23 protein-coding genes are annotated in these 19,732 nt (G+C 69.0%); 11 read left to right on the top strand and 12 right to left on the bottom strand.

The genetic code is table 11. The annotated features are described in order from the left end of the window. Together A5711_RS11360 and A5711_RS11355 are read right to left on the bottom strand one after the other, a co-directional pair. On the bottom strand, positions 1–1,417 hold a 1,417-nt coding region (locus tag A5711_RS11360; RefSeq protein WP_231987462.1), incomplete at its 3' end, for a DEAD/DEAH box helicase. Positions 1,418–1,455: 38 nt separating this feature from the next. Next, complete coding sequence (locus A5711_RS11355; protein ID WP_067946456.1) at positions 1,456–2,127, bottom strand: TetR/AcrR family transcriptional regulator; 672 nt, start codon at positions 2,125–2,127, stop codon at positions 1,456–1,458. A gap of 278 nt (positions 2,128–2,405) precedes the next feature. Between A5711_RS11355 and A5711_RS11350 the strand changes: the two genes are divergently transcribed. Together A5711_RS11350 and usfY are read left to right on the top strand one after the other, a co-directional pair. Beyond that, complete coding sequence (locus A5711_RS11350; protein WP_067946454.1) at positions 2,406–2,789, top strand: hypothetical protein; 384 nt, start codon at positions 2,406–2,408, stop codon at positions 2,787–2,789. 96 nt (positions 2,790–2,885) lie between these two features. Further along, positions 2,886–3,197, top strand: coding sequence for a protein UsfY (gene usfY, locus A5711_RS11345; protein WP_067946451.1), 312 nt, complete (start codon positions 2,886–2,888; stop codon positions 3,195–3,197). A 133-nt stretch (positions 3,198–3,330) separates the two neighbouring features. Here usfY and A5711_RS26815 read toward each other — a convergent pair whose 3' ends face one another. After that, the gene (locus A5711_RS26815; protein WP_156744878.1) at positions 3,331–3,489 is read right to left on the bottom strand and encodes a hypothetical protein; all 159 of its coding nucleotides are present in this window, start codon (positions 3,487–3,489) and stop codon (positions 3,331–3,333) included. 95 nt (positions 3,490–3,584) lie between these two features. On the opposite strand from A5711_RS26815, the gene A5711_RS11340 reads away from it, so the two are divergent. Continuing rightward, positions 3,585–4,022 (top strand): ATP-binding protein, encoded by a 438-nt coding sequence (locus A5711_RS11340; RefSeq protein WP_055405180.1) that lies wholly within the window; start codon positions 3,585–3,587, stop codon positions 4,020–4,022. Further along, positions 4,019–4,807: an RNA polymerase sigma factor SigF gene (locus A5711_RS11335; protein ID WP_067946450.1), complete on the top strand. Its 789-nt coding sequence runs from the start codon at positions 4,019–4,021 to the stop codon at positions 4,805–4,807. Before A5711_RS11340 ends, A5711_RS11335 begins: the two co-directional genes overlap by 4 nt. Here A5711_RS11335 and A5711_RS11330 read toward each other — a convergent pair. The 8 genes from A5711_RS11330 to A5711_RS11295 all read right to left on the bottom strand — a co-directional run bounded on the left by A5711_RS11330 (position 4,778) and on the right by A5711_RS11295 (position 11,772). Then, positions 4,778–5,209: an STAS domain-containing protein gene (locus tag A5711_RS11330; protein WP_067946448.1), complete on the bottom strand. Its 432-nt coding sequence runs from the start codon at positions 5,207–5,209 to the stop codon at positions 4,778–4,780. The genes A5711_RS11335 and A5711_RS11330 overlap by 30 nt on opposite strands. A gap of 175 nt (positions 5,210–5,384) precedes the next feature. Continuing rightward, positions 5,385–7,178, bottom strand: a complete 1,794-nt coding sequence (locus A5711_RS11325; RefSeq protein WP_067946446.1) for an acetyl/propionyl/methylcrotonyl-CoA carboxylase subunit alpha — start codon at positions 7,176–7,178, stop codon at positions 5,385–5,387. Between the two features lie 108 nt (positions 7,179–7,286). Continuing rightward, positions 7,287–7,724 carry a SufE family protein gene (locus A5711_RS11320; protein WP_067946443.1) on the bottom strand — a complete coding sequence of 146 codons (438 nt, stop codon included), beginning with the start codon at positions 7,722–7,724 and terminating at the stop codon, positions 7,287–7,289. Continuing rightward, positions 7,721–8,614: a sulfurtransferase gene (locus tag A5711_RS11315; protein WP_067946441.1), complete on the bottom strand. Its 894-nt coding sequence runs from the start codon at positions 8,612–8,614 to the stop codon at positions 7,721–7,723. Before A5711_RS11315 ends, A5711_RS11320 begins: the two co-directional genes overlap by 4 nt. Positions 8,615–8,653: 39 nt before the next feature. Next, positions 8,654–9,142, bottom strand: a complete 489-nt coding sequence (locus tag A5711_RS11310; RefSeq protein WP_067946439.1) for a pyridoxamine 5'-phosphate oxidase family protein — start codon at positions 9,140–9,142, stop codon at positions 8,654–8,656. Positions 9,143–9,209: 67 nt separating this feature from the next. Further along, a complete protein-coding gene (locus tag A5711_RS11305) occupies positions 9,210–9,851 on the bottom strand; it encodes a nucleoside triphosphate pyrophosphatase (protein ID WP_067946437.1) in 642 nt (213 codons plus the stop codon). Beyond that, positions 9,848–10,126, bottom strand: a complete 279-nt coding sequence (locus A5711_RS11300) for an acyl-CoA carboxylase subunit epsilon (protein WP_067946435.1) — start codon at positions 10,124–10,126, stop codon at positions 9,848–9,850. Before A5711_RS11300 ends, A5711_RS11305 begins: the two co-directional genes overlap by 4 nt. Further along, the gene (locus A5711_RS11295) at positions 10,123–11,772 is read right to left on the bottom strand and encodes an acyl-CoA carboxylase subunit beta (RefSeq protein ID WP_067946432.1); all 1,650 of its coding nucleotides are present in this window, start codon (positions 11,770–11,772) and stop codon (positions 10,123–10,125) included. Before A5711_RS11295 ends, A5711_RS11300 begins: the two co-directional genes overlap by 4 nt. Before the next feature lie 35 nt (positions 11,773–11,807). Between A5711_RS11295 and A5711_RS11290 the strand changes: the two genes are divergently transcribed. The 3 genes from A5711_RS11290 to A5711_RS11280 are packed head-to-tail and all read left to right on the top strand — an operon-like array spanning position 11,808 to position 14,743. Continuing rightward, positions 11,808–13,361: an FAD-binding protein gene (locus tag A5711_RS11290; RefSeq protein ID WP_067946430.1), complete on the top strand. Its 1,554-nt coding sequence runs from the start codon at positions 11,808–11,810 to the stop codon at positions 13,359–13,361. A gap of 17 nt (positions 13,362–13,378) precedes the next feature. Beyond that, positions 13,379–14,191, top strand: a complete 813-nt coding sequence (locus A5711_RS11285) for a biotin--[acetyl-CoA-carboxylase] ligase (protein WP_067946428.1) — start codon at positions 13,379–13,381, stop codon at positions 14,189–14,191. Positions 14,192–14,224: 33 nt separating this feature from the next. Continuing rightward, positions 14,225–14,743, top strand: a complete 519-nt coding sequence (locus tag A5711_RS11280) for a PH domain-containing protein (RefSeq protein ID WP_067946426.1) — start codon at positions 14,225–14,227, stop codon at positions 14,741–14,743. Here the strand turns inward: A5711_RS11280 and A5711_RS11275 are convergent. Then, positions 14,698–15,357 carry a GtrA family protein gene (locus A5711_RS11275; RefSeq protein ID WP_067946424.1) on the bottom strand — a complete coding sequence of 220 codons (660 nt, stop codon included), beginning with the start codon at positions 15,355–15,357 and terminating at the stop codon, positions 14,698–14,700. The two genes, A5711_RS11280 and A5711_RS11275, sit on opposite strands and share 46 nt — an antisense overlap. A 97-nt stretch (positions 15,358–15,454) precedes the next feature. On the opposite strand from A5711_RS11275, the gene A5711_RS11270 reads away from it, so the two are divergent. From A5711_RS11270 to A5711_RS11255, 4 genes are all read left to right on the top strand, one after another. Continuing rightward, a complete protein-coding gene (locus tag A5711_RS11270; RefSeq protein ID WP_197520782.1) occupies positions 15,455–16,735 on the top strand; it encodes a 5-(carboxyamino)imidazole ribonucleotide synthase in 1,281 nt (426 codons plus the stop codon). Beyond that, positions 16,722–17,240: a 5-(carboxyamino)imidazole ribonucleotide mutase gene (gene purE / locus A5711_RS11265; protein ID WP_067946421.1), complete on the top strand. Its 519-nt coding sequence runs from the start codon at positions 16,722–16,724 to the stop codon at positions 17,238–17,240. Before A5711_RS11270 ends, purE begins: the two co-directional genes overlap by 14 nt. Before the next feature lie 14 nt (positions 17,241–17,254). Beyond that, positions 17,255–18,424 carry an acyl-CoA dehydrogenase gene (locus A5711_RS11260; protein WP_067946419.1) on the top strand — a complete coding sequence of 390 codons (1,170 nt, stop codon included), beginning with the start codon at positions 17,255–17,257 and terminating at the stop codon, positions 18,422–18,424. A 105-nt stretch (positions 18,425–18,529) separates the two neighbouring features. Beyond that, positions 18,530–19,723 carry a PP2C family protein-serine/threonine phosphatase gene (locus tag A5711_RS11255; protein ID WP_067946416.1) on the top strand — a complete coding sequence of 398 codons (1,194 nt, stop codon included), beginning with the start codon at positions 18,530–18,532 and terminating at the stop codon, positions 19,721–19,723. Positions 19,724–19,732 lie beyond the last annotated feature (9 nt).

The raw sequence follows: 19,732 nt of genomic DNA, 5'->3' as shown, positions 1-19,732 counted from the left end.
GGGCCGGCCACCAGGTCGGCGAGGTGTCCCAGGGCGTGCTGTTCCCCAAGCACCGCACCGATCTGATCGGCTGCGCCGTGACCGTGCAGCGGATGCTCGCGGGCGAGATCGAGACGATGCGGGTCCCCGCCAACCCGCTGGACATCCTGGCGCAGCCGATCAGATCGGTGCGGTGCTTGGGGAACAGCACGCCCTGGGACACCTCGCCGACCTGGTGGCCGGCCCGCCCGATGCGTTGCAGGCCGCTGGCCACCGACGGCGGCGCCTCCACCTGGATCACCAGGTCGACCGCGCCCATGTCGATGCCCAGCTCCAGGCTCGACGTCGCCACCACCGCCTTGAGCAGTCCCCGCTTGAGGTCCTCCTCGACCAGGGCGCGCTGTTCCTTGCTGACCGAGCCGTGGTGAGCGCGGGCCAGGATCGGGTCGGCGCCGTAGGTCTGGCCGCTGCCCATGATGTGCGCGGGCGCCCCGCCCGCCACCTTCGGGTTGGTCTCACCTGAGAGCCCCACACCGCAGCGTTCGGCGTGGATCTCGTTGAGCCGCGCGGTGAGCCGCTCGGCCAGCCGGCGCGAATTGGCGAACACGATGGTCGAGTTGTGCGCCTCGATGAGGTCGACCAGCCGCGCCTCGACGTCGGGCCAGATGCTGTTGTTGGCCAGGTTGGCCATGTCGGGCACCGGAACCTGCACCGCCAGCTCGACGGTCTTGGCCGTGCGGGGCGCGATGATGGTCGTCGGTTGCCGTCCGGACAGGAACCGGGCGAGCTCTTCGGGTGGGCGCACCGTCGCCGACAACCCGATGCGCTGCGCCGGCGGCCCGTCCCGTAAATCGTCGAGCCGCTCCAGCGACAGCGCCAGGTGCGCGCCGCGCTTGCCGGCGGCGATCGCGTGGATCTCGTCGACGATCACCGTCTGCACGCCGGCCAGCGTTTCGCGGGCGGACGAGGTGAGCATCAAGAACAGCGACTCCGGCGTGGTGATCAGCACGTCGGGGGGACGGGCGATGAGCTGCCGGCGTTCGGCGGGAGGGGTGTCGCCCGAGCGGACGCCGACGCTGATGCCGGGCGGGGGGCGACCGTGGCGCTCGGCGATGCGGGTGAGGCCCGCCAGCGGGGTGCGCAGGTTGCGCTCGACGTCGACCGCCAGCGCCTTGAGCGGGGACACGTAGAGCACGCGGGTGCCGGCCGGCCTCGCGGCCGAGCGGTCAACAGCGCTGGGGGAGGCGAGGGAGTCCAAGGCCCACAGGAACGCCGCGAGCGTCTTGCCGGATCCGGTCGGCGCGATCACCAGCGTGTTGTCGCCGTCGGCGATGGCGTCCCAAGCTTCGGCCTGCGCGGTGGTTGGACCGGCGAAGGTGCTGGTGAACCATTCGCGCGTGGTCGCGCTGAACCGGCCTAAGGGGTCACGGGTGGTCACTTCACCATGGTGCCAAGGCGCACCGACAAGAGCGCGGGCTAGCGCGGCTGGATTCGGGCCGTCGCCATCGCGTGGGACAGCTCCTCGGGTATCTCGGGCACGCGCGCGATGGCGTCGAACAGTGAGTGCGCGCAGGCGTCGGCGAGGCGTTCGGCGTTGATCGTGGGATCGATGATGCGCTGGCGGCACAGCTCGAACGTGAACGCCAACCAGCCGTGACAGATCACCCGAAGGTCGCGCTCGACGTCCCCTTCCAGCTTCGCCCCGGAGATGTTGGCCACCAGGTCGTGGATGCGACTCATGATGTGTTCGAGCTGGCGGTTCTTGGCTTCGTCGTCGACGCCCAGCAGAACCGGGTCGGACCGGCCGAGCCCGACGTAGGCGGCCCAGGCGGCCTCCGGATTCTGCTCGTGGTAGGCCATGTACGCCATGACCCCCATCCGCACTTCTTCGTACATGGTGAGGCCGGTGGCGTCGTCCATGTTGGTGGTCTCGTACAGCCGGTCGGCCTCGTCCTTGACCACCGCGGCGAAGAAGGCGCGCTTGTCGGGGAAGTAGTGATACATCAGCGCCCGGGACACTCCGGCGCGCTCGGCGATCTCGTCGATCCGCACTTCGTCGTAGGGTCGCTTTCCGAAGACTTCGGCCCCCAAAGCGAGCAGCTCAGCGCGTCGATCCTCGGGGGATAACCGCCTTCGGCCTGTCGGCATGTGAGAGATAGTACTCATCGGTCCTGAGACACCAACCATATTGTGTCTATCCGGGCTCCACGCCCCGTGCCAGCGGTAATACATCCGAATAATTGACGCTGCGGGCTATTCGCGCACCGGCGGAAATTTTGCGGCCGCGACCCGGGATCCGGCCGTTTTACCGGGTTTGCCGATGGGTATTTGTCCCCATGCGATTTCCGCTTGTCATCGCGCGGTAACCATTGCGGCGCAGCAAACGATGGACAAAACAACGAATTCCCGGGATATGAGGGGCACCGATGCACAAAGCGGATGAGCGATCGGGTGGTGATCGCTTGGGACAGGAGGACGGCGAGGTGCGTGCCGCCATCCGGTTCGCGGCGGCGGCCGCGGCCGCGGCGGTCGGCTTCCTGATCCTGGCCGCGCTGTGGGTGAGCACCTGTCCCGGCACCGGTGTGGACACCGCGGCGTGCGGCGCGCCGCAGCGGACGTTGCTGGCGCTGGGCGGACCGCTGATCCTGCTGGCGGCCGGCCTCTGGGCGTTCCTGCGGACCTATCACGTATGGAAGGCGCGGGGCACCTGGTGGGGATGGCACGGCGCGGGCTGGTTTCTGTTCACGCTGATGGTGCTGATGGTCGCCATGGGCGTGGCCCCGATCGCCGGCCCGGCCCTGGTCCTCTGACAGGGGTCTCGCCAAAAGCCTCCCGGGAGATCTACCGTTGATGGTGCAACCCGTATTGAGCTGCGAATGCGTCACCAATCTCCACTAGGAGCAGCCATGGGAGACACGTTTCATGACCCCGTCGACCACCTGAGGACAACGCGGCCACTCGCCGGCGAGTCGCTGATCGACGTACTGCACTGGCCCGGCTACCTGTTGGTGGTGGCCGGTGTGATCGGAGGATCCGGAAGCCTGTCGGCCTTCGGCACCGGGCATCACCACGAGGGCATGACCGCGGGGGTGGTGGCGATCATCGCCACGGTCCTCGGGTTGGTGTGGGTAGCGATCGAGCACCGGCGGATCCGCCGGATCGCCGATCGCTGGTACGCCGAGCACCCCGAGGTGCAGAGGCAGTGGCCCGCCAGCTAGGAGCCCCCGCGCCGCGGCGTGCGTGAGCGCCGAGTGATTTTTGCCGGGAAGTAAACGCGGGGGGTTACCCGCCTCTTCGAGTGGGTATCAGGTGTGCACCATGATGAGTGCCGGAAGGGTTGCGTCAGCGTGGTCACCCCACGGGGGGCAGGAACACGAAGACACCGACATAGATGCTTACAGCGAGAACTACCAATACGACCAGCGCGATCCCGGCGATCACCGCCACGCGCTTGAGCCGCCGCGTCCGAACCGTTTCGGTGGTTTCCGGCCCGTCCATATCGGGCCGCACACCCGGCGGAAACCATGACTAATCGGCTCGAACGTACGGTCCACGGCGCGCTGCGGGGCGGTAGTAGTGTCAGTCAAACATTGCCGGGAGACCAGATGAACGATGCGGGATTGCGCACTAACAAGCGTCAGCGTGGCCATCGCGCCGTCGAACTGCACGTCGCGGCACGCCTGGAGAACTTGGCGATGCTGCGGACGCTGGTCGGTGCGATCGGCACCTTCGAGGACCTGGACTTCGACGCCGTCGCGGATCTGCGGCTTGCGGTCGACGAAGTGTGCACCCGGCTGATCCGCTGCGCGACCCCCGACGCGACCCTCGTCGTGGTGGTGGACCCGCAGGACGACCAGTTGGTGGTAGAGGCCTCGGCGGCGTGTGACACCCACGACGTTGTCGCCCCGGGCAGCTTCAGCTGGCACGTGCTGACGTCCCTGGCCGACGACGTCCAGACTTTCCACGATGGTCGCGAGCCCAACCAAACCGGCAGCGTTTTCGGCATCACGCTGACGGCGCGACGGGCGGCCTCCAGCAGGTGACACCACCAGCTGCCGGCGGTTCGGTCTCGCGCCCGAACGAGTACGCCGATGTCCCGGACATGTTCCGAGAGCTGGCCGCGGTCGACGGCGACTCGATGGAATTCCAGCGTCAACGGGACAAGATCGTCGAGCGCTGCCTGCCCCTGGCCGATCACATCGCCCGCCGGTTCGAGGGCCGCGGCGAACCGCGCGACGACCTCGTCCAGGTGGCGCGTGTGGGGCTGGTCAACGCGGTGGTGCGGTTCGACGTCGACGCCGGTTCCGACTTCGTGTCCTTCGCGGTGCCCACGATCATGGGCGAGGTCCGCCGCCACTTTCGCGACAACAGCTGGTCGGTCAAGGTGCCGCGGCGCCTGAAGGAACTGCACCTGCGTCTAGGCACCGCCACCGCGGATCTGTCCCAACGACTCGGCCGGGCTCCCACCGCGACCGAACTGGCCGCCGAACTCGACATGGACCGCGACGAGGTCGTCGAGGGTCTGGTGGCGGGCAGCTCCTACAACACCCTGTCCATCGACAGCGGCGGCGGCAGTGAAGAGGACGAGGCCCGCGCGATCGCCGACACCCTGGGCGATGTGGATACCGGCCTGGACCGGATCGAGGATCAGGAGTCGCTGCGCCCGCTGCTGGAGGCCCTGCCCGAGCGGGAGCGAACCGTGTTGGTGCTCAGGTTCTTCGAGTCGATGACGCAGACCCAGATCGCCGAGCGGGTCGGCATCTCCCAGATGCACGTGTCCCGGCTGCTGGCGAAGTCGCTAACGCGGCTGCGTGACCAACTGCAATAGGGACGGCGGCTCTTCGCCCTCCGCTCGCAGCGATGCCAGAAGCGGCTCGGCCGCGGGCGTCGTCACCGGGAGCGTGCCGTCGGGGTCGCAGATGCGCAGCAACCGAGCCACCGCCGGGCTGGGCGCCATCGCCCAATAGGCCTGGGCGCCCGAGCAGGCGACATTGATCCGGTGTAGCGCCGAAAAGCCTGCTGTGCCAATGAATTTCAGGCCGCGCAGATCCAGGATCACGCGCGGGGAACGAGCGACGACGTGTCGGACGTAGGCGGCGAGCTGGTCGGCGTTGGCGGCGTCGAGCTCGCCGTCCACCGTGACCAGGGTCCCCGATGGGTCCCAGCGCGCGGTGAACTGCGCCGCGCGGCTGTGCTGCCAAGATTGGGCCACAGACATTACTGACTCCATCCGTAGAGCAGTTGTGCTGCGGAAAACGTCAGGCGTGGATCGAAGCGGAAAGACAGGGAGTTCGCCTTCCCCGCGCCATTTGACGTGATCCGGACGGCTGTGAACTCAACCTGACCCGAACGCTACCCGCGCCAGACCTGGTCGACAACTGTTTCCCAGGATTACTGTCCCTGGGCTATTTGATCTCGGCGAGCACCGTGCCCTGGGTGATGGCGGCGCCGGCCTCGACCGCAAGTCCGGTGATGACACCGTCCTTGTGCGCGGTGACCGGGTTCTCCATCTTCATCGCCTCGAGGACCACGACCAGGTCGCCAGTAGCGACCTCCTGTCCCTCCTCGACCGCGACCTTGACCACGGTGCCCTGCATGGGGGCGGTGACGGCGTCCCCGGAGGCGGCGGCACCCCCGTGCGACCCGCGCTTGCGCGGCTTGGGCTTCTTGCGGATGACGCCGGCCGGATCCGCGGAGCCGTTGGACAGCGCCAGGTCGCCGGGCAGCGATACCTCGAGCCGGCGGCCGCCGACCTCCACGACCACCGTCTGGCGGGGCCGGGCGTCTTCCTCATCGAGGGGCTCGCCGGCGGTGAAGGGCTCGATGGTGTTGTTCCACTCGGTCTCGATCCACCGGGTGTGCACCGAGAAGCTGTCGCCGTCGCCGATGAAAGCGGGGTCGGACACCACGGCGCGGTGGAACGGGATGACGGTGGCCAGCCCTTCGACGTGGAATTCAGAAAGGGCACGGCGGGAGCGGGCCAGGGCTTCTTCGCGGGTGGCGCCGTAGACGATCAGCTTGGCCAGCATCGAGTCGAACTGACCGCCGATCACCGAACCGGCCTCCACGCCGGAGTCCAGGCGGACGCCGGGACCGCTGGGAGTGTCGTAGCGGGTGACCGGACCGGGCGCCGGCAGGAAGCCACGTCCGGCATCCTCGCCGTTGATCCGGAACTCGATGGCGTGGCCGCGCGGGGTGGGGTCCTCGGTGAGGTCCAGCTTTTCGCCGTTGGCGATCTTGAACTGCTGCAACACCAGGTCGATTCCGGAGGTCTCCTCGGTGACCGGGTGCTCGACCTGCAGGCGGGTGTTGACCTCCAGGAACGAGATCAGGCCGTCCTGGCCGACCAGGTACTCGACCGTGCCGGCGCCGTAGTAGTGCGCCTCCTTGCAGATGCGCTTGGCCGACTCGTGGATCTCCTTGCGCTGCGCGTCGGTGAGGAACGGCGCGGGCGCCTCCTCGACCAGCTTCTGGAAGCGGCGCTGCAGCGAGCAGTCGCGGGTGCCGGCCACAATGACGTTGCCGTGCTGGTCGGCGATCACCTGCGCCTCGACGTGGCGGGGCTTGTCCAGGTAGCGCTCGACGAAGCACTCGCCGCGGCCGAAGGCGGCGACGGCTTCGCGCACCGCCGACTCGTACAGGTGCGGGATCTCCTCGATGGTGCGCGCCACCTTCATGCCGCGGCCGCCGCCGCCGAAGGCCGCCTTGATGGCGATCGGGACGCCGTACTCCTCGGCGAAGGCCACCACCTCGTCGGCGTCCTTGACCGGGTCGGGGGTGCCCGGCACCAGCGGAGCCTGGGCGCGGGCGGCGATGTGGCGGGCGGTGACCTTGTCACCGAGGTCGCGGATCGACTGGGGGCTCGGACCGATCCATATCAGGCCGGCGTCGATGACCGCCTGCGCGAAATCGGCGTTCTCCGAAAGGAACCCGTAGCCGGGGTGGACGGCGTTGGCGCCCGACTTGGCCGCCGCGTCGAGGAGCTTGCCGATGTCCAGGTAGGACTCGGCGGAGGTCTGCCCGCCCAGGGCGAACGCCTCGTCGGCGAGCCGCACGTGCGGGGCATCGGCATCGGGCTCGGCGTAGACCGCCACGCTGGGCAGGCCCGCATCGCGGGCCGCGCGGATCACCCGGACAGCGATCTCGCCGCGGTTGGCGACAAGCACTTTGGAGATCCTCGAGCTGGCGTGACTAGCCACTGCGCCTCCTGTTTGGCAGATCTGAAGCGGACGTGTTTCCGCCTTGGGCTTCTTTAAGAGAGTTTCTTACAACTCTTGGGAAGTCTAAGCGCCGCGCCGTCGGGCCGATCAGGCGGTGCCGGAATTTTGGGCCGACTCGCGCAGTCGCCGCTTGATGCGGGCGAGCATCGCCGACATGCCGCGCAGCCGCAACGGGCTGATCAGCGCGGCCAAGCCCAGGTCGGTGTAGAAATCCTCGGGCACCGCCAAGATCTCGGCCGCGGGCTGCTCGTCGAGACCGGCGGCCAGGATCGACGCGAACCCCCGGGTGGTCGGCGCCTCGGCGGGCGCGCTGAAGTGCAACCGCACCCGGTTCGGGTCGCGGGCATCGACGTGCAGGAAGAGCGGGGTCTGGCACTCGGGCACCGGCTCCATGGCCTGCTCTTCCAGCTCGGGGGGCAGGGCGGGCAGGTCGTTGGCGAATTCCAGCAGCAGCGTCAGCTTGTCCTGGCCCTGGACTTCGGCGAAGTCGGAGACCACCTCGGCCAACGGGGCGGGCAGGGTCATCGGACCGGCACGGCCCCCGGCTCTTCACCGGCGACGATCGGCGTGCGCACGGTGTTGCCCCATTCGGTCCACGATCCGTCGTAGTTGCGCACCCCGGGCTTGCCCAGCAGGTACGTGAGCACGAACCAGGTGTGGCTGGACCGCTCACCGATGCGGCAGTACACGACGGTCTTGTCCTCGGGGTCGATGAAGTCGTAGAGCTCCTCGAGCTCCTCGCGGCTGCGGAATCGCCCGCTCTCGTCGACCGCTTTGGCCCACGGGATGGACCGGGCGGTGGGGATGTGGCCGCCGCGCAGCACGCCCTCCTCGGGGTAGTCGGGCATGTGCGTGCGCTTGCCGGTGTATTCGTCCGGCGAGCGCACGTCGATCAGCGGCTGGCTGCCCAGGATGGCCAGGACGTCGTCCTTGAAGGCCCGGATGGGTTCGTCGTTGCGCGCGACGACGGGATAGCCGGTGGAGGTCTTGGTGGGGACGTCCAGGGTGGTCTCCCGGCGCTCGGCCAGCCACAGGTCGCGTCCGCCGTTGAGCAGCCGCACATCGGGGTGGCCGAACAACGTGAAGACCCACAGGGCGTACGCGGCCCACCAGTTGCTCTTGTCGCCGTAGATCACCACGGTGTCGTCGCGCGAGATGCCTTTCCGGTCCATCAATTCGGCGAACTGCTCGCCGTTGATGTAGTCGCGGACCCTCGGGTCGTTGAGGTCGGTGTGCCAGTCGATCTTGACCGCGCCGGGAATATGGCCGACGTCGTAGAGCAAGACGTCCTCGTCGGATTCGACGATCGCCAGGCCGGGCGTGCCCTGATGGGCGGACAGCCAGTCGGCGGTGACCAGCCGTTCGGGGTGGGCGTAGGCCGTCAGAGTCGGGCTTGGATCCGGGGGTAATGCCACGCCTGAAAGCCTACCGTCAGTGCCGCAACGGCCATCGGGTCAGTGCTTGCGGACCACCCGCTCGGGAACGCCGGGATTCCAGATGGTGATGTCCAGGTGGCCGTCGCGGACCTCGACCGCCGACGCCCCGGTGATGTCGGCGCCGAGCAGATCGAATCGCTGCTCGCGCAGGTCCAATCCGGTCTCGGAGAACAGCGTCTCGGCGAAGCGGCGGTGCACCGCGCCGTAGGGAACGACCCGGGCCAGGCCCCAGAGCTTCGCGTCGCCGTCGGTCACCTCGGTGTCGACGGTCGCGGTGTGCAGACAGAACCTCGGGTCGCGCGCCAGATCGAGGAACTTGGTGGTGGCCGGCATCCCGGGCAGCCACAACTGCTCCTCGAAGATCCGCGGCTCCATCGGGCTGATCCGGGGGAACCCGTCAGAGCGCAGGGTTGCCAGCATGCACAGATTGCCGCTGGCGTGATGGCGACGGGCGAAGATGCTGGCAATGCGCGGCGCTTGGGCGGTGAACTCGGTCCACGTGGTCATGGCTTGACCCTAGGGTTTCCGCCGAACCCGCAATTTTGCGGAAAGTGTGCGCGTGGGCGCCTGCGATTCACCGGCTCCGCGCGGGCGCCCACAGCGCCGTCACCGACAACCCGGCCCGCTGCAACATGGACCGCAGCAGCGGCAGGCTCACCCCGATCACGTTCGACGGGTCGCCGTCGATCGCGTCGACGAACCAGCCGCCGAGCCCGTCGAGGGTGAACCCGCCGGCCACGTGCAGCGGCTCCCCGCTGGCGACATAGGCCCGCAGGTCAGCCTCCGGGGGATCGGCGAAATACACTGTGGTGCAAGCAGATTCGACCTCGCGATGCGTGATCGCGCCGCCGGCCAGCCGCAGCAGGCAGTGCCCGGTGTGCAGCCGGCCCGACCGGCCACCCATGCGGTGCCACTGGGCCAGCGCCTCATCGGCCGACCCGGGCTTGCCGCACAGTTCGCCGTCCAGGTAGAGCATCGAATCGCAGCCGACGACAACGCAATCGGCGGCGACGCCACCGTCCAGCTCGTCCGCCACGCGCTCGGCCTTGGCCGCCGCCAGGGCACACACCACCTCAGCGGGCGCGGCGTCGGGCCCCAGCTCGGCGACGAGGGCGTCTTCGTCCACGCCGGAGACCACGACCAGCGGATCGATGCCGGCCTGGCGCAGCACCCGCAGGCGGCCCGACGAGGCCGACCCGAGGACCAGCCGGGTCAATGCTTCATGTGCGTCATTTGCTGCATGGTGAGCCGCTGGTAGTTGGACATCGCGAACCGCAGCCGGTCCACCGGCAGGCCCCAGCGGGTGGGCTCGGGCTCGGTGGGCTCGGGGACGCCGCCGCCGACGACGCCCAGCGCGGTGACCAGCGCGGCCAGCTCCTCGTCGGTGGGGTGACCCTTGAGGATATGGAGGTGCGGCTCGTGTGGCTGGTGCGCGGCTTCGGTTGTCTCAGAACCGTTTTCGCTGCTCATGTCCTGACTCCCGTCGCTCATAGCGGGATGTTCCCGTGCTTCTTGGGGGGCAGGTGCGCGATCTTTCGTTCCAGCAGCCGCAGCGCCGTGCCGATGTAGCCGCGGGTGTGCGACGGCGGGATGACCGCGTCGACGTAGCCCCGCTCGGCGGCGACGTAGGGGTTGACCAAGGTGTCCTCGTACTCCTGCTGCAGCTCCAGCCGCAGGGCGTCGACGTCCTTGCCCTCCTTGGCCGCCTCGGCCAGCTGCTTGCGGTAGACGAAGCCGACGGCCCCGGAGGCGCCCATCACCGCGATCTGCGCGGTCGGCCAGGCGATGTTGACGTCGCAGCCCATGTCCTTGGAGCCCATGACGCAGTACGCGCCGCCGTAGGCCTTGCGGGTGATGACGGTGATCTTCGGAACGGTGGCCTCGCCGTAGGCGAACAGCAGCTTGGCGCCGCGCCGGATGATGCCGTTGTATTCCTGGCCGGTGCCCGGCAGGAAGCCCGGGACGTCCACCAGCATGATGATCGGGATGTTGAAACAGTCGCAGGTCCGCACGAACCGGGCCGCCTTCTCCGAGGCGTTGATGTCCAGGCACCCGGCGAACTGCGTGGGCTGGTTGGCGACGATCCCGACCGGCCGGCCCTCGATGCGGCCGAAGCCGACGACGATGTTGGTGGCGTAGCCGTTCTGGATCTCCAGGAACTCGTCGTCGTCGAGGATCCGGGTGATCACCTCGTGCATGTCGTACGGCTGGTTGGCCGAGTCCGGGATCAGCGTGTCCAGCTCGAGGTCCTCCTCGGTGAGGTTGTCCTCGATGGCGCCCTCGGGGACGGGCTCGGCGTAGCGCGGCGCGTCGGTGGCGTTGTTGGGCGGCAGGTAGCTCAGCAGGTCGCGCACCCAGTCGAAGGCGTCCTGCTCGCCCGAGGCGACGTAGTGCAGCGTGCCGGACTTGGCCATGTGGGTGTGGGCGCCGCCGAGTTCCTCCATCGTGACGTCCTCGCCGGTGACGGTCTTGATGACGTCCGGGCCGGTGATGAACATCTGGCTGGTCTGGTCGACCATCACCACGAAGTCGGTCAGGGCGGGGGAGTAGACGTGCCCACCGGCGGCGGCACCCATGATCAGGGAGATCTGCGGGATGACGCCGGAGGCCAGGATGTTGTTCCGGAAGATCTTGCTGTACAGGCCGAGCGAGACCACGCCCTCCTGGATGCGCGCGCCGGCGCCGTCGTTGATGCCGATCAGCGGCCGGCCGGTCTTGATCGCCAGTTCCTGCACCTTGACGATCTTCTCGCCGTACACCTCGCCGAGGCTGCCGCCGAACACCGTGGCGTCCTGGCTGAAGATGCACACGTCGCGGCCGTCGATGGTGCCGTAGCCGGTGATCACGCCGTCGCCGAGCGGACGGTTGTTCTCCAGGCCGAAGTTCTTGCTGCGGTGCCGCGCCAGCGCGTCGAGTTCGACGAACGAGTCCTCGTCGAGCAGGGCGAGGATGCGCTCACGGGCGGTCAGCTTGCCCTTGGCGTGCACCTTCTCGACGGCCTCTTCACCCACCGGGTGCAGCGACTCTTCCCGGCGCTTGTGCAGCTCGGCCAGCTTGCCCGCGGTGGTGTGGATGTCGATGGTGTGCTCGGCGGCGGGCTCTGCGGTATGAGCTGAGGAGTCGGTAACGCTTGTCATGGGAGTCGAGCTTAGCGGCGGGCTAGTCTCCGCTGATGGACTGGGCGACCGAATGCGATGTGCTCGTAGCCGGGTCGGGCGGCGGCGGGGTCACCGGTGCCTACACCGCGGCGCGCGAGGGTCTGGACGTGTTGCTGGTGGAGGCGACGTCGAAATTCGGTGGGACCACCGCCTATTCCGGCGGGGGCGGCGTCTGGTTCCCGTGCAATCCGGTGCTGTTACGGGCCGGGGTCGACGACACGATCGAGGACGCGCTCACCTACTACCACGCCGTCGTCGGTGACCGCACCCCCCGGGAACTGCAGGAAACGTATGTCCGCGGCGGCGCCGGGCTGATCGAGTACCTGGAGGTCGACCCCCTGCTGAAGTTCGTGCCGTTGCCCTGGCCGGACTACTACGGCAAAGCGCCGAAGGCGCGGCTGGACGGCCAGCGCCACATCGCCGCGAAGCCCTGGAAGGTGGCCGCCGCCCCCGAACTTCGGGAGGTGATCCGCGGGCCGCTGGACACCGACCGGCTGGGCGCCGAACCGCCCTCCGACTACTACCTCGGGGGTCGCGCGCTGATCGCGCGGTTCCTCAAGGCCATCGGCCAATACCCGAACGCGGCGCTGCGGCGCGACACCGCCCTGGTCGAGCTCGTCCTGTCCGATGGGGCGGTGACGGGCGCGATCGTGGAGAGCCGCGGAGAGCGGCTTGCCATCCGCGCCCGGCTGGGCGTGCTGCTGGCCGCCGGCGGCTTCGAGAACAACGACGAGCTGCGGCGCCGATACGGGGTGCCGGGCGCGGCCCGAGACACCATGGGCGGCCCGGGAAGTCGGGGACTGGCGCTGCAGGCCGGCATCGCCGCGGGCGCCGACACCGACCTGCTGGATCAGGCGTGGTGGTCGCCGGGCATGACGCACCCGGACGGCCGGTCCGCGTTCGCACTCTGGTTCACCGGTGGCATCTTCGTCAACCAGGACGGCAACCGGTTTGTCAACGAATCCCGGGCGTACGACCGGGCCGGCCGCGAGATCATCGCGCAACTGCAGGACGGGTCGATCACGTTGCCGTACTGGATGATCTACGACGACACCGACGGCGAGGTGCCGCCGGTCAAGGCCGCCAACGTCTCCATCGTCGAGACGCAGAAGTACGTCGCCGCCGGCCTGTGGCATACCGCGGACACGCTGGAGGAACTGGCCGACAAGATCGGTGTCCCGGGGCGGCAGCTGGCGGCAACGGTGGCCCGGTTCAACGGTTTTGCCGCGTCCGGCGTCGACGAGGATTTCGGCAGGGGTGATGAGGCCTTCGACCGGGCATTCTCGGGGGGCGCGTCGCCGCTGGTGCCCATCGATCGCCCGCCGTATCACGCCGCGGCCTTTGGCATTTCGGATCTGGGGACCAAGGGCGGCCTGCGCACCGACGCCGCCGCCCGGGTGCTCGACACGTCCGGTCACCCCATCCCCGGTTTGTACGCCGCCGGCAACACGATGGCCGCGCCCAGCGGCACCGCCTATCCCGGCGGCGGCAACCCGATCGGCACCAGCATGCTGTTCAGCCATCTGGCCGTCTTAGACATGCGAGACACGAGCCGCCCGCGCCCCTGAGTTCTAGGCTGGGTCCAGTGACAGACCGAGACCAGCCCAGGGCACCGCTGGACCAGGCCGCGCTGCGCGCCGAACTGATCGGCACCGGACTGGGCTGGCGCCGGCTCGACGTCGTCGAACAGACCGGCTCCACGAACGCCGATCTGCTCGCGCGAGCGGCGTCGGGGGCCGACGTGGCCGGAGCGGTGCTGATCGCCGAGCACCAGACGGCGGGCCGCGGGCGGCACGGCCGCGGCTGGTCGGCCACCCCGCGGACCCAGATCACGATGTCGGTCGGCGTCAGCATCGTCGACGTGCCGACCGCCGGCTGGGGCTGGTTGCCCCTGGCCACCGGGGTGGCGGTGGTCGACACGGTGGCCCCGCTGCTCGCCGGGGTTCCGGTGGGACTCAAGTGGCCCAACGACGTGCTGGCGGGTGCGCCCGAATCCCAGGCCAAACTGGCCGGCATCCTCGCCGAGGTGGCACGGCCGGTGGTGGTAATCGGCTTGGGGCTCAACGTGTTTCAGGCGCCCGACGGCATCGAGGGGGCCACCTCGCTGCTCGACCTGGGCGTGCGGGCTCCCGACCGCACCCTGCTGGTGTGCGGGCTGTTGTCCGAGCTCGGCCGGCGGATCGTGGCGTGGCGCGCCGCGCGCGGGGCGGACTGGGCGCTGGCGGCCGACTACCGGGCGCGCAGCCTGACCATCGGGCACCGGGTGCGGGCCCACCTGCCCGGCGGCAAGGAAGTGGTCGGGGACGCGAGCGCCGTCGACGACCAGGGCCGGCTGTGCATCGACACCGGGCAAGAGACCGTCGTCGTCTCGGCGGGCGACGTCGTGCATTTGCGCTAGTTATCCGGCCCGCCGCGGCTAATGTCGGCGAGCATGAGCTATCCGGATAACGTCCTGGCCGCGGGCGAGCAGGTCATCGTCCACCGCCACCCGCACTGGAAGCGGTTGATCTGGCCCGTCGTGGCCCTGCTGCTGGCGACCGCGCTGGCGTCGTTCGGGTCCGGATACCTGAACTCGACGCATTGGGACCAGCTGGCCAAGAACATCATCTACGGCGTCATCTGGGGCATTTGGCTGGTGATCGTCGGCTGGCTGACGCTGTGGCCGTTCCTGAGCTGGCTGACCACCCATTTCGTGGTGACGAACCGGCGGGTGATGTTTCGGCACGGGGTACTCACCCGCACCGGAATCGATATCCCCCTGGCGCGGATCAACAGCGTGGAATTCCGCGACCGGATCACCGAGCGAATGTTTCGCACCGGGACGCTGATTATCGAATCGGCGTCACAGGATCCGTTGGAGTTCTACGACATTCCGCGCCTGCGCGAGGTGCACGCGCTGCTGTATCACGAAGTTTTCGACACCCTGGGTTCGGAAGAGTCGCCCAGCTGACCCAGCCGGCCCGCCCGGTTGCGCCAGGCGCGCAGCGGCGTGACGTTCCCGCCCTCGATCTCGTCCTCGAGCATCTCGGCGATACCGCCGGCGGTGAGGGCGGATTCCAGCGCCTTGTCGGGGTTGCGCGCGAACTCGTCGGGGAACACCCAGCGCCGGAACGCCCAGAAGCGGAAGGCCATCTGCAGCAGGTTGCCGATGATGTAGGCCGAGATGAAGTCGGCGATGTTCTCCACGGTCAGCGAGACCATCGGCTCCCGCAGCTGCAGGACGTAGCTGGAGAACCACAGCGGCGCCATGGACAGCAGCACCCCCACGCCGCTGAAGGCGAAGAACAGCAGCGCCTCGTGGTGGCGTTCCCGGCCGCCACGGTCGCGGAAGCTCCACTCGCGGTTCAACACGTAGGACGCGATGACCGCGACGATGCCGGCGATGACCTTCGCGGTCACCGGCTTGGAGTCCAGAATTGTCAGCTTCAGCGTGTAGAAAATCGCCGAGTCGATCACGAACGTTGTTCCGCCGACGATGGCGAATTTGATCAGTTCGTGGTGGCGCAGCAAATAGGGCTGAATAAACCCGGGCATGCGCTCGATTGCGGCGTCGGCGAAGGGCACAAGTCGTCAGTGTACGGACGGACACAAAATCGACGCAAAATCGTACATAACGATTCGGTGTCACCGCCGGTCAACACGCCGCCCGCGCCGTGACACCATGATGGCCGTGCCGAATACACGCCCACCCGGGGCCGCCCACACGAACCCGCCGTTGGTCGCCATGGTCGGCGGCGGCCAGCTGGCCCGGATGACCCATCAGGCCGCGATCCCCCTTGGGCAGACGCTGCGGGTGCTGGCGACCGCGGCCGACGAGCCGGCCGCGCAGGTCACCCCGGACGTCGTGATCGGTTCGCACACCGAGCTGGAAGACCTGCGCCGGGTCGCCGCCGGCGCACATGTGCTGACGTTCGACCACGAGCATGTGCCGGGCGAGCTGCTGGACAAGCTGGTCGCCGAGGGCGTCAACGTCGCCCCGCCGCCGCAGGCGCTGGTGCACGCGCAGGACAAGCTGGTCATGCGACGGCGGCTGGAGGCCCTCGGCGTTCCCGTGCCCCGCTACGCGGAAATCCGGAGCGTCGACGAACTCGATGGCTTCGCGCAGCGCATCGCCGGCCCCGTGGTCGTCAAAGCGGTCCGCGGCGGCTACGACGGGCGTGGGGTGCGGATGGCACGCGACCCGCTGCACGCGCGAGAGATCGCGGCCGGCTTCCTGGCGGATGACGTACCGGTGATGGCCGAGGAGCAGGTGAGTCTGCACCGCGAATTGTCGGCGCTGGTGGCGCGCTCACCGTTCGGCCAGGGCGCGGCGTGGCCGGTCGTCGAGACGGTGCAACGGGACGGCATCTGCGTGCAGGTGATCGCGCCCGCGCCCGGACTGGCCGCCGAGTCGGCCGCCGCCGCCCAGCGGCTGGCGTTGCGCCTGGCCGCCGAGCTGGGTGTGGTCGGCGTGCTCGCGGTCGAGCTCTTCGAGACCACCGGCGGGGAGCTGCTCGTCAACGAGCTGGCGATGCGGCCGCACAACTCCGGGCACTGGACCATGGACGGTGCGCGCACCAGCCAGTTCGAACAGCATTTGCGCGCGGTCCTGGACTACCCGCTGGGCGACACCGACGCCATCGCGCCGGTGACGGTGATGGCCAACGTGCTCGGCGCCGCGGAGCGGCCCGCGATGACGATCGACGAGCGGTTGCACCACCTGTTCGCGCGGATGCCCGACGCCCGGGTGCACCTGTACGGCAAGGAGGAACGGCCCGGCCGCAAGGTCGGCCACGTCAATTTCCTGGGCAGCGACATGGCGGAGGTGGCCGCGCTGCGGACGCGTGCCGAGTTGGCGGCACACTGGTTGTCGCACGGGCAGTGGACGGACGGATGGGACCCGCATGCCGCGACGATGCAGAGCGAAGCGATGAGGAGAAGCGGCATAAATGGCAATGACTAAAGCGCGCGTGGGCGTGATCATGGGCAGCGACAGCGACTGGTCGGTGATGTCCGACGCCGCGGCGGCCCTGGCCGAGTTCGACGTACCGGCCGAGGTTCGCGTCGTCTCCGCGCACCGCACGCCCCAGGTGATGTTCGACTACGCGCGCGGCGCGGCCGACCGCGGCATCGAGGTGATCATCGCGGGCGCCGGCGGCGCCGCGCACCTGCCCGGGATGGTCGCGTCCGCGACGCCGCTGCCGGTGATCGGGGTGCCGGTTCCGCTGGCGCGCCTGGACGGCCTGGACTCGCTGCTGTCGATCGTGCAGATGCCCGCGGGCGTCCCGGTGGCCACGGTCTCGATCGGCGGCGCGCGCAACGCGGGCCTGCTGGCCGTGCGCATCCTCGGCTCCTCCGACCCGGCGCTGCGGGCCCGCATCGTCGAGTTCCAAGACCAGCTGGCCGAGAGCGTGCGCGCCAAGGATGAGGCGCTACAACAGCTGCACGGTAAAGTTACCGGTGAGTAGCAAGGAGGCTTGAGATGGCTGGTTGGGCCGGAGACCCGTCGTTCGATTTGTTCCAGTTGCCCGAGGAGCACCAGGAGCTGCGGGCGGCGATCCGCGCGCTGGCGGAGAAGGAGATCGCCCCGCACGCCGCCGACGTGGACGAGAATTCGCGCTTCCCGGACGAGGCGCTGGAGGCGCTGAACGCGTCGGGCTTCAACGCGGTCCACGTCCCCGAGGAGTACGGCGGTCAGGGCGCGGATTCCGTCGCGGCGTGCATCGTGATCGAGGAGGTCGCCCGCGTCGACGCTTCGGCGTCGCTGATCCCCGCCGTGAACAAGCTGGGCACCATGGGGCTGATCCTGCGGGGCTCCGACGAGCTGAAGAAGCAGGTGCTGCCGTCCATCGCCGACGGCACCGCGATGGCGTCTTACGCGCTGAGCGAGCGGGAGGCCGGCAGCGACGCGGCCTCGATGCGCACCCGGGCCAAGGCCGACGGCGACGACTGGATTCTCAACGGCGCCAAGTGCTGGATCACCAACGGCGGCAAGTCGAGTTGGTACACCGTCATGGCGGTCACCGACCCGGACAAGGGCGCCAACGGCATCTCCTCGTTCATGGTGCACGCCGATGACGAGGGGTTCACGGTCGGTCCCAAAGAGAAGAAGCTCGGCATCAAGGGCTCGCCGACCACCGAGCTGTACTTCGAGAACTGCCGCATCCCGGGCGACCGGATCATCGGTGAGCCGGGCACCGGTTTCAAGACCGCGCTGGCGACGCTGGACCACACCCGGCCCACCATCGGCGCCCAGGCTGTCGGCATCGCGCAGGGCGCACTGGACGCCGCCATCGCCTACACCAAGGACCGCAAGCAGTTCGGCCGCCCGGTCAGCGACAACCAGGGTGTGCAGTTCATGCTCGCCGACATGGCCATGAAGCTGGAGTCCGCCCGGCTGATGGTGTACCACGCGGCCGCCCGCGCGGAGCGCGGTGAATCCAACCTGGGCTTCATCTCCGCGGCGTCCAAGTGCTGGGCCTCCGACGTGGCGATGGAGGTGACCACCGACGCGGTGCAGCTCTTCGGCGGCGCCGGCTACACCGTCGACTTCCCGGTCGAGCGGATGATGCGCGACGCCAAGATCACCCAGATCTACGAGGGCACGAATCAGATTCAGCGCGTTGTCATGTCGCGGGCGCTGCTGCGCTGACCGCGACGCTAGGATCTCTCAGGGCTGCCATACGGGGTGGTGGGGCCACACGTAGAGTCGTGCGAATGGGTCTGACCGTGGGGGTCTCAGGATGACCGGGAATTGATGCCCGTGCGTGCACCAGTGACCCCGGCGGCGACTTGGCAGTCATTGTCGTTGCTCTTGGTCGAGGACGACCGCGCCGACGCCGTGCTGGTGGAAGACCTGATCGCCGACGCGGTCGCCGACATCCGGGTGGTGTGGGCACAGTCGATGGCCCACGCCGAGCGCGAGCTCGCCTCGGCCCGCCCCGACTGCGTGCTGCTGGACCTGCACCTGCCCGACGCCAACGGCATCGACGCGCTGGACCGCATCGCCAAGCACGACGCCACGGTCCCCATCGTCGTGCTGACCGGGCTGAACGACGAATACTTCGGCGCTTCGGCGGTCGCCGCCGGCGCCCAGGACTATTTGGTGAAGGGCCGGGTCGAGCCCGAGATGCTGCGGCGCGCGCTGCTGTACGCGATCGAGCGCAAGCGCGCCGAGCTGATCGCAGCCGACCTGCACGCGACCCAGCTGAGGGCACGGGAGAACGCCCTGCTGGAACGCGGCCTGCTGCCCTCCCCGCTGCTGCTGGACAACCCGGGCGTCGACATCGTCGCCCGGTACCGGCCGAGCCGCGAGGACGCGCTGCTGTGCGGGGACTTCTACGACGTGGTCCAGACGCCCGACCGGGTCGTCCACGTCCTGATCGGCGACGTCGCGGGGCACGGGCCACACGAGGCAGCCCTGGGCGCGGCGCTGCGCATCGCCTTCCGCGCGCTCACCTTCGCCGGCGTGCACGGGGTCGAGCTGATGCGGCAGCTCGAGCGGGTGCTGCACTCCGAGCGAACGGGCACAGGCGTTTTCGCGACCGTACTCAGCCTGGAGATCCCGGCGGACAGCCCGCGCATCACGGTCATCCGCGCCGGCCATCCCGGGATGCTGCTGCAGTGCGACGGCAACGTGGAATGGGTGGAGCCGCCGGGCGGTCCCGCGCTGGGCCTGCGCGCCGACGATGACTGGCCGCGGCACGAGATGGAGTTTCCCGCGGGCCACGGCCTGCTGCTGCTGACCGACGGCCTGTTCGAGGGATATTCGGGGCGAGGCATCCAGCGCCTCGGCGAGGACGGTCTGCTGGAGCTGGCCCGGGCGCACGCGAACCGGCCGGGTCCGGAGTTCGTCGACGCGCTCATCGACGGCGCGCAGGAACTCGCCCAGTCGCACGGCGGGCTCACCGACGACATCGCCGTGTTGCGGGTCGAAAGGACCACCACGTGACCCCGAGGT

The sequence above is a fragment of the Mycobacterium sp. E2238 genome (genome assembly GCF_001672665.1).
In the GTDB taxonomy this organism is placed as follows: domain Bacteria; phylum Actinomycetota; class Actinomycetes; order Mycobacteriales; family Mycobacteriaceae; genus Mycobacterium.
The sequence above is the reverse complement of the archived record's forward strand: the minus strand, read 5'-3'. Positions and strand labels throughout refer to the sequence as shown.